This is a genomic window from Rufibacter roseus, assembly GCF_001647285.1.
GTDB classification, from domain to species: Bacteria; Bacteroidota; Bacteroidia; order Cytophagales; family Hymenobacteraceae; genus Nibribacter; species Nibribacter roseus.
Window position 1 is genome coordinate 68,267 of record NZ_LRML01000015.1, and the last position, 13,892, is coordinate 82,158.

Sequence of the window (13,892 nt, forward strand, 5' to 3'; positions counted from 1 at the left end):
ATTTTATATTTATATTTTTTAATGTTGCGAAAATTTTAATAAGGCGGCTTGAGGATGGGATATAGATTTTTATTTTATTAAAAATTTGTCTTAAAAAAATCTTAAGTGGCTGACAGTCATTTTTCAAATAAAATTTCAGAATGATGCTTTTAAGGTGGGAATGTGACCAAAAGTGTAGGGTTGACAAAATGAAACCATGTTTTTGCGGAGAGTAGCCAAAAAAATGAGAGGAGGTTTAGAAGGGATTTGGGAGAGCGTTGAAATTTTGGCAGTCATTCCAAAACAGTAGAGACGCAATACGTTGCGTCTCCTTACCCGCTGAAGAACCGTTTAACGTGGAAACAATAAAAAGGCGTTTTCGGCCTGTTTTTCTGAAAACAAATCGAAAACGCCCTTGCAATGTAGTTATCAGCAATGCCTGAGGCGCAATACTTTGCGCCTCTACATAACTTTTTCCTTCGATCTTTCTAATAGGTACAGGAGAAAAATGGCCAAAAGATTGATTGTAACATATTGGTTTGTGCTGGCAGCGTTGAAGACAAACTGAAAGGAGGAAAGGGAGAATTTCAGATTCACTATCCAACTCTCCAGAAAATCAAGGCCCAAGCCAATTTTTACACCCGCCACGTAATTAAACGCGAAACTGCCAATGCCCAGGCTAAGCACCTGCAGCACTTGATTGATGATAGAGAGGGTGAGGTGCTTTCTTGCGTTTTGCAACAGCAGAATTCCGCATATAATTGAGAAGGAGTAAAGGAGGCAAGCTAACAATACAGCGAGCAGAGAAGAGTTTGCCTCGTTCTCCATCTTCAACCCAAGCCGTAACGCCAAACTGATGCCTATAGCACCGCCAACCACTTGGTACAGGGCGATTCCGTTAAGCAAGGTAAAGCCTGGGCGGGAGCCAGGATTAGGTGTTTTTTTAAAAAAGAACCGAGCAAGGGGCATGAGAAAATTATCTGAGTTAGATTAAAAAGCCCTGACTAAGGTAGTCAGGGCTTTTTAATTTGTATTGTTTTAAGGCTGTTTTTCAGAAATAAGACTTAAAACAGCTTTAGTTGTGGTCGTAATCAATGCCGTGGTTTTTGTCGCGAAGTTCCGCCAGGCCCTTTTTACCGTAAGCCACGCGGGTAATCACCACGTAAAGCACTGGTACTATAAAGATTGCCAGGAAGGTAGCGGCCAACATACCGCCAATTACTACCCAACCAATGGTCTGGCGTGACACGGCACCCGCACCCGAGGCCATGGCCAAAGGCACGACCCCCAAGATAAAGGCCAAAGAGGTCATGATGATGGGGCGAAGCCGCAGCTTTACGGCGGTAATGGTGGCCTCTATCAAATCCATGCCGCGGTCTACCCGCTCTTTGGCGAATTCCACAATCAGAATGGCGTTTTTGGCAGCCAGACCAATTAGAGTAATCATACCAATCTGTGCGTAGATGTTGTTGTCCAGTTTAGGCAGAAGCGTGAGCGCCAGAATTGCCCCGAACATACCCAATGGAATGGCAAACAGAATAGAGAACGGCACTGACCAGCTCTCGTACAGAGCCGCCAGCAAGAGCAGCACCAGAAGAATGGAAAGCGAGAAGATGTAGATGGTACTGTCACCGGCCGCCAACTCTTCACGGCTTAAGCCGGAGAAGTCATAGCCATAGCCTGCAGGCAATACCTCGGCGGCCACTTCTTGCAGGGCTTCCAGTGCCTGACCGCTACTGTAGCCCGGGGCGGCATTACCGCTTATCTCTACAGAACGGAACAGGTTGTAGTGCGAAATCACCGAGGCGTTTTCTACTACTTTATATGATACCAGCGCACTCAGAGGCACGGCTTCGCCTTGGCGGTTCATCACGTAATACTGATCCAGGGCTTTAATGTCCATGCGGTAAGCGGTGTCGGCTTGGGCTACTACCCTGAAGTTACGGCCGTAGCGGGTGAAGTCGTTGATGTAACGGCTACCCATGTAAGAAGACATGGTGCTGAATACATCGGTCAGCGACACTCCCAGTTTTTTCACTTTCTCGCGGTCTACATCAATGTGGTATCCGGGGGTTTTTGCAGTGAAGAAGCTGTAGGCCATGGCAATCTCAGGACGTTGGTTCGCGGAAGCCAAAAACTGGCCCATCACTCGTTCCATCTCCTTTACATCGCCAGCCATACGCTGCTGCAGCATAAAGCTGAAACCGCCCGACTGGCCCAAACCCGGAATAGCCGGTGGCGCCACTACCCGTACCGTCGCTTCTTTTATGCTGGCAAACCGTTGGTTCAGCGTGGCCATTACCCCCTGCAACTGCATAGACGGGTCTTTCCGCTCATCCCAAGGCTTCATCTGCACAAAGAAGGTACCGTTGTTTGATTTAAAGGAGAAGTTAATGGCATTCAAGCTGGCAATGGCCGTGTAGTTTTTGATAGCCGGAACGTCTCCCAAAATTTTACCCATTTCATCCAGCACCGCCTTGGTGCGGGTGGTAGAGGCGCCTTCGGGTAATTCAATGGCAATAAACAAACGGCCTTCATCTTCCGTTGGAATAAAGCCGGTAGGTTTCGTCTGGAACAGAAGTACCGTGCCGGCATAGATGCATATCAGCACAATAAGAGCCAGCGGCGCGGCTTTAATGGTTTTACGAACGCCTACGGAATACCTCTCTGTGGTGCGGTTAAACCAATTGTTGAACTTGTAGAAGAACTTGTTCAGGCCCCGTGAATTTTCGTTCACGTTCATTGGCCGCAGGAACAGAGAGCAAAGCGCTGGAGTCAGCGTCAACGCCACAAAAGCCGAAATTAGTACGGAGATGGCAATAGTGATGGCGAACTGCTGGTATAGACGACCTACAATGCCTGGAATGAAACCTACCGGAACAAATACCGCCGCCAGAATCAGGGCAATGGCAATCACAGGGGCCGAAATGTCTTTCATGGCCTTACGGGTAGCTTCCTTGGGTGAGAGCCGCTCGTGGTCAATGTAATGCTGCACCGCTTCCACCACCACAATGGCATCATCTACCACAATACCAATGGCCAACACAAACCCGAAGAGGGTAAGGGTGTTAATGGTAAAGTCCAGTGGAATGAAAAAGATAAATGTACCGATAATGGAAACCGGAATAGCCAGAATGGTTACCAGTGTGGCACGCCAGCTTTGCAGGAACAAGAAAACTACTATAATCACCAGAATTAGAGCTTCTATCAAGGTAGTGACCACCTCGTCAATAGAAACCTGCACTACCGTCACCGATTCAAAAGATACAATATAGTCTACGTCGGCGGGGAAAGATTTCTTTAATTCATCTAAGGTGTTGTACACCCCTTCGGCCGTTTCCAGGGCATTACTGCCAGGAGCTTGATACAGCAATAGCATAGCAGAAGGGTGCCCATTGATGGTGGAAGAGCGGCCGTAGTCAAACCTTCCGAAGTCAATACGAGCCACATCACGTAGGTACACCAGCGTACCATCCTGCGGATTGGTGCGCACAATCACATTCCCGAATTCTTCCTGTGTGGCTAAGCGCCCACTTACAGTGATAGGGTACTGGAAAGCTTGGGTATTGGCCTGTGGCATAGCACCCACCGTACCGGCAGCCACCTGCAGGTTTTGCTCTTGAATGGCGGCTACTACCTCGTTGGCACTTATGTTGTACTGGGCAAGTTTGTCAGGCTGCAACCAAAGGCGCATACTGAAATCCTGGCCCAAGGCATTAATGTCACCCACGCCGGGTACGCGCAACAAGGCGTCACGTACGTAAATGTTGGTGTAGTTATCGAGGTACTCAATGGAGTGGGTGCCCTTGGGTGAGTAGATACCAATCACCATCATAATGCTTGGGTTCCGCTTCCGTACCGTTACCCCTAAGCGGCGAACCTCTTCTGGTAAGCTGGGCTGGGCAATGCTGGCGCGGTTCTGCACATCCAAGGTGGCAATGTCAATGTCGGTGCCTACTTCAAAGGTCACGCTCATGTTCATCTGACCTGTACTGGTGTTTGTAGAGGTCATGTAAGCCATGCCCGGCGTACCGTTAATCTGTGTCTCGATAGGTGTGGCTACCGTCTGCTCCACCGTCTGGGCATCGGCCCCGGTGTAGTTCGCCGAAACCGATACCGTAGGAGGGGAGATATTCGGGTATTGGGTAACGGGCAGGTTCAACATAGACAGAACCCCCACCAACACAATCACTATGGAAATGACGATGGAGGTGACTGGCCGCCTTATAAAAATATCAGATATCATATTCTTCTGAGAAAACTCTTTTTATAAAATTGATTATTGTCTGGCTGCGGCTGGTGCGCCAGCAGGCTGCGGAGCGCCTACCTGTACTTTAGCCCCTTGGCGTAGCTTCTGAATTCCTTCTTCCACAATTACTTGTCCTGCCTCGAGGCCCTCTCGGGCTACAATCTTCTCCTGGAAACGTGTACCCAGTTTTACATTCTGCTGCACCACTGAATCTCCTTGCACTTTATAGACAAAGTATTCGCCTAATTGCTCGGTTACAGCTCTGTACGGTATGGTGATCTGCTGCCCCACATCTTGATTCAGCACATTTACAGAAACGGTCATACCTGCCACCAGCTGGCGCTGTGGGTTAGGGAAGCTGACCCGAACAGTGATAGTTCCGCTTTGCAGACCCACCGCGCGGTCAATAGCCTGTAGTTTTCCGGTGTGCGGGTAACGGGTACCATCAGAAAGGGTAAGAGTAAACAAAGAATCTGGCTGGTTTCCCTGCTTCAATCTTGCAAAGCGCGGGAGTTCCTGCTCGTTGATCACAAAGTCTACGCCGGTTGGTCCTTCGGATGAAATAGTATTTAGCAGCGTTTGGCCCGGGCTAACCTGTGAACCAACCCGCACCTGAGAAATGCCAATGGTACCGCTGAATGGCGCGGTAATAATAGAATAACCCAAGTCTGTGGCAGCACTAGAAACTTGTGCACGGGCTACAGAAACCTGGGCTCGGGCAGTTTCAACGTCGGCACGGGCATAATCTACACGTTGGCGGGCAATGGCGTCTTGCTGCAACAGGTTTTCATACCGCTGCAGGTCTTGCTGTACCCGGTTCAGGTTAGCTTGGGCACTGCGTAGGTTGGCCTGGGCCTGGTTGTAGGCAGCCTGGTATTTGGTACGGTCAATCTCGTAGAGCTTCTGGCCTTTGCTGACCTGCTGGCCGTCTTGTACAAAAATCTTGCTGATGTAGCCGCTCACCTGCGGCCTCAGTTCCACTTCATTGAGCGGTACTACCGTGCCGGGGTAACTGTCAGTGCCGACTACGTGCTCCTGTGTGACAGTGTAGGTGGTTACTGGCACCGGTGCATTCATAAAGTTCTGTTGGGGAGCCTCCTGCTTGCCACAGGAAACCAGCAAGGCCGCGGAAAAAGCTACTGCTGTAAATAATGATAAGTTTGATTTCATTATATAAGGTGATTTAAATCTATCAGATTAATTTACTTGAATGGTGCCCAAGGCTCTTTCCACATCCAGCTTGCTGGATAGCACATTGTATAAAGAATTGTAGTAGTTCACCTGAGCGGTGCGCAGGTCGTTTTCGGCCACTATCAAATCCAGGTATGTTTTAATGCCTTCGTTGTACTGCAGCTTGATGATATTGTACACCTCCTGGGCTATTTCCAGGTTGCTTTGCAAGGTGAGCCAATCGTTGTAGTCGCTTTTGTAATCGGCTAAGGCGGTTTGGTATTCCGTATTAATTCTGCGCTGCAGGTCTGCTCCGCAATGGTTAAGCGCTGCTCCTGTAGCTGCGAGATACGTAAGTTCTGTATTCTGCGTGTTCCCTGAAAAATAGGCATAGACACCTGCAAGCCGGTGGCGGAAGTAGGGTAGGACTGGCTGTACAAATCAGAGAGGTTGTTGTTAAAGTAAACGGGGTTATAATTGATAAACGCGGATGCCGTTGGCAACCAGCCCCACCGGTAGAACCGGGTATTTAGGTTTTGTAACTGTTGTTGCGTACGGAGCTGCTGAAACTCCACCCGGTTCACAAATGAAACCACTTGGGTGGTGTCTAATCGGATGTTCTGCTGCATTTTCTCATAGCTATGCGTCAGCTGCAGGTCAGCCTCTATGGGTAGCCCCATCAATTCTTTTAAAAATGCCGTTCTGGCCTTTATGTTTTCCTGTGCACGCTTCCGGTCTGCCCTGATACTGGCCAGTGTTATGCTGGCTCGTTGGTAATCGGTTTTATCAACTAAGCCCTGTTCATACTGGGCGCGGGCGTCTTGGTACTGCTTTTCCTGGCGGGCAATGTTGGCCTCCAGAATCTGGAGCTGCTCTTGGGTAAGTAAGACATTATAGAAAGCTTTGCTTACCTCTACCACAGTATTGATTTTGGTTTCTTTGGTGTTTTGGTCCAGTTGCAGGCGGGTAAAACGCGCGGCACGGGAAGCCAATACCAAATCATTGCTGTATAAGTTCTGGTTGGCCTGAAACAGCAAGTTGGAGTTGTAGTTCTGCCCCAGGGTCACCACATTATCCCCAAATACCGACTGCGGACGTCTGATATTATGGGTAAGGGCATATTGGGCAGAAATCTGAGGAAGCCAACCAGAAAGCTGGGCTCTGATCTGACGCTCTCCAATTTCCTCGTCAATCTGGGCTTGTTGAATTTCTGCCTGGTTTTCCAGCGCATAACTGATGCACTCTTGTAAGGTGAAGCTGCTGGGCGGCGGCGTGCCAGGGTTGGTCTGGGCCTGTAGCCCTACCGGTATCCCAAGGCTACCTATAAGCCCCAGCAGGAGTACTCGCATTCTTTTCATTGAATTTATTATAATGGTAAGGGGGAATTAATGGTTTTGGCGCACGCTATCCCATGCCATTAGGGCTAGCTGCTGCATTTCTGTTTCGCCTAAGGTTACTTTTCCGGCCAAGTGTATTTTAGCTGCTATTAAAATGTTGCTGTGAATCATAATGCCCATGAGCCGGCGGTCCATCTTGCGGAGAACTCCTGTTTCTATGCCTCGGTCTATAAACTGTACCACCTCATTTTGGAAGCATTCGTTCTGCTCTTGCGTGCACTGGCTATGGTAGGGAGAGTTGACGAACTGCTCAATAAAAAAGAGAGCGTCTGGGTTTGCTATATAAAATTTACAGCGGCTAATCCACCGGCTAAAGAACTGGTCTTTATAATCCATGTCTTCACGGTTGTCGCGCAACATAGCCTCCAATACCAAATTGGTGGTGTAGGTGTACAGCTCCAGGATCAGTGCATCTTTGCTGTCAAAATAATGGTAAATAGTACCAGCCGCCACGCCTGCCTTTTTGGCAACTAAACTCATGGGCGTGCCATGAAAGCCTTTTTCTTTGATGAGTTTAAGGGTACTGTTTAGGATGGCCTTTTTCTTTTCTGCTAATTTTTCCAACGCTTCTTCCTTTTCTGTCTATTGAACGTTCATTCGGTATGCAAAGGAACAGCAGAAGGCGTTGTAATCCAAAAAGAAAGGTAGTTTCTGAAATGATACTTACACTATGTCAGTGGTGCGTAATGGAGTAGAAATCTGCTCATTGCCAGCCAAAACAGCCGTTTTAGGGCTGTTTTTCAGAAAAGAAGCTGAAAACAGAAGTTCACCCGTTCAGCATAAAAAGATTTTACCAGTACTTCCTCTTCCAGACTTTAAACCAGCTCTTGTTGGCGGGGTACTTGCGGTGCGGCGTAATGTTATTGAAAACCAAGGCCACTGTAAATAAAATGAGCACCCCAGACAGCACGGGGCTGAGGACGTAGAAGTACCCTAGGTTTAAAATTTTCTCAGACCCTATGGTGGCAATGAGCGCCGTGGCACCTCCGGGCGGGTGTAAAGTCTTTGTTATCTGCATGAGCACTATGGCCAGCGAAACAGCCAAAGCCCCTGACAGCCAAAGCTGTTCCGGAAACAGCTTATGCACGGTTACGCCAACAATGGCACATAATATATGCCCACCAATCAAGTTGCGGGGCTGGGCCAGCGGACTGTTGATGAGGCCATAAACTAAAACTGAAGAAGCCCCGAAGGAGCCAATGAGGAAAAGATTATCTGTAGGAGCCAAATGATAGCTGTTCAGAAAGCCTAGCAAACCAATGCCTGCAAAGGAGCCCAAAAAAGTCCAGAGGTGTTCAATAGGATCAAGGAGAGTTTCTTTATAGAAAACATACCGGGCCATCCGGAAGTGTTTTCTCATTCTCTTTCTCATGTCAGAAACGAAAGCCTGTTGCAATTCCTGAAATAAGGGATAAAAGTAGGCTAAACTTGGGTTGATGAATGACTTACGAGCTTTGAAGGGCGTAAAGGTAGAACATTCCAAAGCAGAAAATCAAAGCCAGAAAACTGTTTTTATTTGTTTGCCTTACCTTTGCGGTTTGTATCAAGACCCGTTTAGATGAATTTTACGCTCAAAAGAAAAGCAGTTACCCTCCGAAACCAAATTAATTACCCCCTTCAGTTTAACCCTTTCGTTTTCAGTAAGCTTTTCTTCTTTTGGGCTTTAATTGGTATAGTAGGCGGTGTCATTGCCAGTGGTTACTGGATTGTGCTGGAAAGCATGATGCACTACCTGAGCCAAGTGCAGGGGCTTTATGTCATTTTGCTGATGGGAGGAGCCGGTTTTCTGGCCGGACTGATTATTCATTTTTTGGGCGATCCCGGTGAAATGGATCTGATTGTAAACAACATCCGGTTCAAGGGCGGCAGACTGGAGCCCAGAAACAACCCCTCCATGATACTTTCTTCGTTGCTATGCATCTCCAGCGGCGGTAGCGCAGGACCTGAGGCGCCGTTGGTGCAGGTGGTGGGTTCAACGGGTTCATGGCTGGCCAAAAAGTTTAAGTTCAAGGGCGAAGACGTGCGCTCGTTGAGTATTGCCGGTATGGCCGCCGCGTTTACGGCTTTGTTTGGGGCTCCTTTAGGTGGTAGTTTGTTTGCATTGGAGATTCTGCACCACAAGCACGTGGTGGAGTATTATCATGCGCTCATTCCGGCCTTTGTGGCCAGTTGCTCCAGCTTTGTTGTTTTTATTCTGCTCACGCACATTGGTATTGGGCCTACCTGGGTATTTCCTGTTTACTCCACCCCAGAATTAAATGATGTGTTCTACGCTATGCTTTATGCCCTGGCCGGAACAGCAGCTGGTTGGCTTTTCATCTTCACGATTCGGCAGTGCCGCGCCATCTTCAAAAGTATTAAGCTTCCTATTTACGCCAGCATGACATTGGGCGGATTGATAATTGGTGCTATCGCTTATTTCGTGCCCTTGTCAAGGTACTTCAGCCATGATGAGCTGAGCGTACTGCTGGAGCAGGAGTTTACCCTGCAGTTTTTGGTGGTGCTGATGTTGGCAAAGATTCTGGCTATTGCTTTTACCGTTACCTCAGGCTGGCGCGGCGGCTTTATCATTCCGTTGTTTTTTGTGGGAGCCACTGTGGGCATGATAGTGAACGCCGCTTTTCCGGGGCAGAATGTGGCTCTTATTCTGGTGAGTTGCATGGCGGCAATCAATGCCTGCGTAACCAGAACGCCTATTAGCACCACCATTTTGCTGGCAACGCTCACTGGTTTTCACCACTTTGTTCCTATAATGTTTGCCAGCCTCACGGGTTTCTTTCTGGCTCCTAAAACGCCGCTCATCAACGCACAGTTAGGAGTAAAAGAATAAGACTTGTTTTAGGCCTGTTTTCCAAAAAAGAGGCCCAAAACAAGTCTTGTTTTTAATTTCTGGTTCATAACCAATTATGAGTAGCCAACAGAAACAAGAATAGGATTTGCCACATTTCTAATTCTTAATTTAACGTTGCTCCAGAATGTGCTGCACAATTTTCTCGGCATGGTCGCGGGAATTCTCGATAAACCAAAGGTGAGTGTCCATGCCTCCGCAGACTACACCTGCCAGGTACAGACCGGGCTGGTTTGTTTCCATCGTCTCGGGGTTGTGCTGGGGGTATAATTTCTCGACTTCTGACAACTGCACGCCAAATTTCCGGAGCAGGTCAAAGTTGGGTTTATAGCCAGTGAGCGCCAACACGAAATCATTGGCTATGGTTATTTTGCCATTGGGGGTCTGAATGTCTATCTCGCCTTTTCTGATTTCGGTGATAGTGGAGTTAAAGTGAGCGTTGATGCTTCCTTCTTTGATGCGGTTTTCTATGTCTGGCTTCACCCAGTATTTCACCCGCCGCCCAATCTCAGGGCCGCGCACCACCATGGTTACCTCGGCACCTTTGCGGTAGGTTTCCAGCGCGGCATCTACGCTGGAATTGCTGGCCCCCACCACCACTACTTTCTGCAGGGCGTAGTAATGCGGGTCTTTGTAATAATGCGTTACGTGTGGCAGTTCCTCCCCCGGAATGTTCATGAGGGCAGGTAAATCATAAAATCCGGTGGAGATGATAACTTTTCTTGCTGAATAAGTGCCTTTGGACGTCTGCACCTGAAACCGTTCACCTGTTTTCTGCACCTGCAGCACCTCCTCAAACAGACGCACATTTAAGCTGAATTTGAGTGTAACGCGGCGGTAATACTCCAGCGCCTCGTTGCGGCGTGGCTTTGGGTTGTCAGAAATAAACGGCACCCCGCCAATCTCCAGCTTTTCGGAGGTGGAGAAGAACGTCATAGTGACTGGGTAATTGTACAGCGAGTTCACTAAGGCTCCTTTGTCAATGATCACATAAGTGAGGCCGGCCTTTTGCGCTTCAATGCCACAGGTTAAGCCGATGGGGCCAGCTCCAATGACCACTATATCTAATTCTGGGAAGGTATGCATGCTGCAAATCTACGGAAAGGGGTTGAGTGAGGGTGTATGCTTCATTCAAATAACATTTGCGGCTTAAGGCAACAGTATACCTGCCAATGCAAACCCTGCATGTAAAGGATGATGAAAGGGAACCACGATAGGGGAAGATAAACCTATCCCTATTAACCGCGTATTAAATATATAAACCTTACTATGTTTACTATGAAAAATTTACAAATACTTACTGCTTTTCTATTTCCTGTTTTCTTGTTCAGTTGCAGCGACACAGGCCAAAGAATTGAGAATGCAGATTCTGTATCGGAGATGGCAACGGTAGATACCGCAGTCTGGTTTGATGATGATCGTGTGTGGGAGAACGTTGATTTTGAAGGGCCAATCAGAGAGGAGCCGGAGTTGGCTGGTGCTGATGTTACCGTTCGGGGAAACGACACTGTCACGATATATCAAGCCAATGAAGATATTCTTTTTGATCTTGATAAAGCTCAGCTAAGAGATGCTGGCGTAGAAAAGCTTCAGAAGATTGCTGAAAATATTAAAAACACCACCAACGGACTGGGTAAGATCAGAGTAATGGGATTCACTGATTCTTTAGCCAGCAAAGCCTACAACCGAGACTTGGGTAGAGAGAGGGCGAAAGCGGTGGAAGACTGGTTGACTTCTAACGGTGGCTTTGACTCAAACAGAATCAGGGTCATATCAAAAGGAGAACAGAATCCGGTAGAAACGAATGCAACGGCAGAGGGCCGACAGCAAAACCGCCGGGTAGAGATAGTGGTAGTTAGAATGCCGCAATCTTCATAACAACCTAAACCCTGTCAATAAATAAAAACGCCGGAGAAATCTGGCGTTTTTGCTTTGGGGCTGCTTTATGAGGAAAAAACTCAAAACAAATCCTTCAGTAAATTACTATAATCCGTTTATTAGCACCACCCACCCTTTGCCAGAACTAAATGAACAAACAACTCAGGGAGCTTCAATTCTTTTTCTACAGCCAGAATTTCTCTGACGGAATAAGGGTCACCGTAGGGGTGCTATTGCCTGCTTTGCTCTTGAGCATGTTGGGGGAGCTGCAAATGGGGGTGACATTGTCTCTGGGAGCAGTTTGCGCCAGCTTAGCAGATTCACCGGGGCCGGTACTGCACAAGCGCAACGGCATGCTAGCCAGTGTTGCCTTATGTTCTGCGGTGGCGCTGGTGACCGGTTTCGCGCGTATGAACCCATGGGTCCTTGGCCTGGAAATTCTGGTTTTTAGCTTTTTATTTTCAATGCTGCTGGTGTACGGCATGCGGGCTTCATTTATTGGTTTAGGGGCTTTGCTGATCATGATTCTGACCCTGGACCGCGAACTGGAGCCCTGGCAGATACTTAGGGCCAGCGGGCTTGTAATGGCTGGTGGCGTGTGGTATATGCTGCTGAGTTTGCTCGTGTACCAGATATTGCCTTACCGCGCTGCGCAGCAGGCCTTGGGCGAGTGCATGAAAGAAGTAGCCGTCTTTCTGCGCCTGAAAGCCTCTTTCTACCGTGCCCATACAGATTTCAATACTGGGTATAGGAAGTTGATTGCACAGCAGGTTTTGGTAAGCGAGAAACAAGATGCCCTCCGCGAGTTGCTGTTTAAAACAAGGGTGGTAGTGAAAGAGTCTACCAATACTGGCAGAAAGTTGGTCATGACCTTTGTGGACCTGGTAGATCTATACGAGCAGATAACGGCCATTCATTATGACTATGCCGCCCTTCGTGAAAAATTTGGAGGGACGGGAGTGCTGGAGGAAATTGCCAATTTGATTGAGTTGTTGGCTGAAGGGTTAGACAACATAAGCTTTGCTATACAGGCGAATCACAGGCACAAGAACTTGGTAGAAATTTTGGTTCCGCTGGAGAAACTAAAGCAACACCTGGACGAGCTAGAGGGAGTAAAGGGTGAAGCCAGCATTCTGCCCCTGAAAAAGGTGTACCACAACATCAGGTTAATCGCCCAGCGATTGAAAGACATCAGGTCTTATTTTGGTTCTAACGCAACAGAGGAGTTACAGCGCAAGACCGAAAAGCTGGAGTTTAGTTTGTTTGTTTCCCGCCAGATCATTGACCCCAGATTATTCCTCAGTAACCTAACCTTTTCTTCTTCGGTTTTCCGCTTTTCGGTGAGGGTGGCGTTGGTGACGTTTTTTGCGTACGTGTTGACCAAACTATTCCCCTACGGGCACCACAGTTATTGGGTGTTGCTTACCGTAATCGTTATTTTGAAACCGGCCTTCAGCCTGACCAAGCAACGGAACTATGAACGGATAGTGGGCACTGTCATTGGCGGGGCTATTGGTTTGCTTGTGTTGTACCTTGTGCCAAACGAGACTGCCCAGTTCTTGTTCATGCTCGTGTTCATGACAGGCTTTTACAGCTTGCAAAGAACAAATTACGCATTAAGCGTAGTGCTGCTCACCCCCTTTGTGTTGATTGTGTTCAGTTTTTTAGGCGGTGGCGGATTAAGCATAGTGCAGGAGCGGGTAATTGACACGTTGGTGGGCAGTGCCATTGCATTTGCCGCCACATACTTTGTTTTTCCTACCTGGGAATCAGGTCAGGTGGACAAGTTTCTGTTAGGGGTACTTCGGGCAAACGAGAAATATCTACAAGTATTGGCGCAGGTATTGGCAGGTGATGAAGTGAAAGAAGTGCAATATAAACTCGCCCGGAAAGAGGTATATGTAAGTGCAGCTAACCTGTCGGCCGCTTTTCAGCGAATGACTGCCGAGCCCAGAAAGAAACAACTTAACAGCCAGGAAGTGTATCATTTCGTAGTGCTGAACCATATACTGACTTCCTTCATCGCCACTATCATCTCTACCCAGTTAAGGCAGGAGGTGAGGAAATATTCTCCCAGATTTCAAACTCTAATCAAACAAGCTTTGAAAGCGTTGGCAGAAGCCACCGACGTCATTGGTGCCTCTGCCATTAACCAACTTACCCATAATAAAAATGAAACCGCAAAGGTAGAGTCAGCAGATACATCACTAAATGCAGAGTCCCAACTTCTGGAAGAGCAATTGGCGTTCATTCAGAAAGTCAGCACTGATATCTTTAAAACTTGCGTTGCCATTGGAGATAAAAGGCCAAAGTAATAGCCTATTTTTTGGCATAAAATCTTTCTGTTTCTGGTACGTTTTCAGAAAAACAG

At 47.9% G+C, this 13,892-nt stretch carries 11 protein-coding genes; 3 read left to right on the forward strand and 8 right to left on the reverse strand.

Annotated elements, in window-relative coordinates:
* Positions 1 to 441: 441 nt before the first annotated feature.
* From A8O23_RS17885 to A8O23_RS17910, 7 genes are all read right to left on the reverse strand, one after another.
* Positions 442 to 948 (reverse strand): hypothetical protein, encoded by a 507-nt coding sequence (locus tag A8O23_RS17885; RefSeq protein ID WP_082883148.1) that lies wholly within the window; start codon positions 946 to 948, stop codon positions 442 to 444.
* 106 nt (positions 949 to 1,054) lie between these two features.
* Positions 1,055 to 4,225, reverse strand: a complete 3,171-nt coding sequence (locus tag A8O23_RS17890) for an efflux RND transporter permease subunit (protein ID WP_066624313.1) — start codon at positions 4,223 to 4,225, stop codon at positions 1,055 to 1,057.
* A gap of 33 nt (positions 4,226 to 4,258) precedes the next feature.
* Positions 4,259 to 5,398, reverse strand: coding sequence for an efflux RND transporter periplasmic adaptor subunit (locus A8O23_RS17895; RefSeq protein ID WP_066624315.1), 1,140 nt, complete (start codon positions 5,396 to 5,398; stop codon positions 4,259 to 4,261).
* 27 nt (positions 5,399 to 5,425) lie between these two features.
* Complete coding sequence (locus A8O23_RS22010; RefSeq protein ID WP_317039556.1) at positions 5,426 to 5,704, reverse strand: TolC family protein; 279 nt, start codon at positions 5,702 to 5,704, stop codon at positions 5,426 to 5,428.
* On the reverse strand, positions 5,665 to 6,747 hold the full coding sequence (locus A8O23_RS17900; RefSeq protein ID WP_262506465.1) for a TolC family protein: 1,083 nt from the start codon (positions 6,745 to 6,747) through the stop codon (positions 5,665 to 5,667). Before A8O23_RS17900 ends, A8O23_RS22010 begins: the two co-directional genes overlap by 40 nt.
* 36 nt (positions 6,748 to 6,783) lie before the next feature.
* Positions 6,784 to 7,359, reverse strand: a complete 576-nt coding sequence (locus A8O23_RS17905; RefSeq protein ID WP_066624320.1) for a TetR/AcrR family transcriptional regulator — start codon at positions 7,357 to 7,359, stop codon at positions 6,784 to 6,786.
* 226 nt (positions 7,360 to 7,585) lie between these two features.
* Positions 7,586 to 8,155, reverse strand: coding sequence for an HPP family protein (locus A8O23_RS17910; RefSeq protein ID WP_239693441.1), 570 nt, complete (start codon positions 8,153 to 8,155; stop codon positions 7,586 to 7,588).
* 198 nt (positions 8,156 to 8,353) lie between these two features.
* Here A8O23_RS17910 and A8O23_RS17915 point away from each other — a divergent pair, with 198 nt between their 5' ends.
* Complete coding sequence (locus tag A8O23_RS17915; protein WP_066624330.1) at positions 8,354 to 9,625, forward strand: chloride channel protein; 1,272 nt, start codon at positions 8,354 to 8,356, stop codon at positions 9,623 to 9,625.
* Between the two features lie 129 nt (positions 9,626 to 9,754).
* Here A8O23_RS17915 and A8O23_RS17920 read toward each other — a convergent pair whose 3' ends face one another.
* The gene (locus A8O23_RS17920; protein WP_066624332.1) at positions 9,755 to 10,729 is read right to left on the reverse strand and encodes a YpdA family putative bacillithiol disulfide reductase; all 975 of its coding nucleotides are present in this window, start codon (positions 10,727 to 10,729) and stop codon (positions 9,755 to 9,757) included.
* Between the two features lie 192 nt (positions 10,730 to 10,921).
* Here A8O23_RS17920 and A8O23_RS17925 point away from each other — a divergent pair, with 192 nt between their 5' ends.
* Both A8O23_RS17925 and A8O23_RS17930 read left to right on the forward strand, forming a co-directional pair.
* The gene (locus A8O23_RS17925) at positions 10,922 to 11,521 is read left to right on the forward strand and encodes an OmpA family protein (RefSeq protein ID WP_161486764.1); all 600 of its coding nucleotides are present in this window, start codon (positions 10,922 to 10,924) and stop codon (positions 11,519 to 11,521) included.
* A gap of 149 nt (positions 11,522 to 11,670) precedes the next feature.
* The gene (locus tag A8O23_RS17930) at positions 11,671 to 13,836 is read left to right on the forward strand and encodes an FUSC family membrane protein (protein WP_066624335.1); all 2,166 of its coding nucleotides are present in this window, start codon (positions 11,671 to 11,673) and stop codon (positions 13,834 to 13,836) included.
* Positions 13,837 to 13,892: the final 56 nt, after the last annotated feature.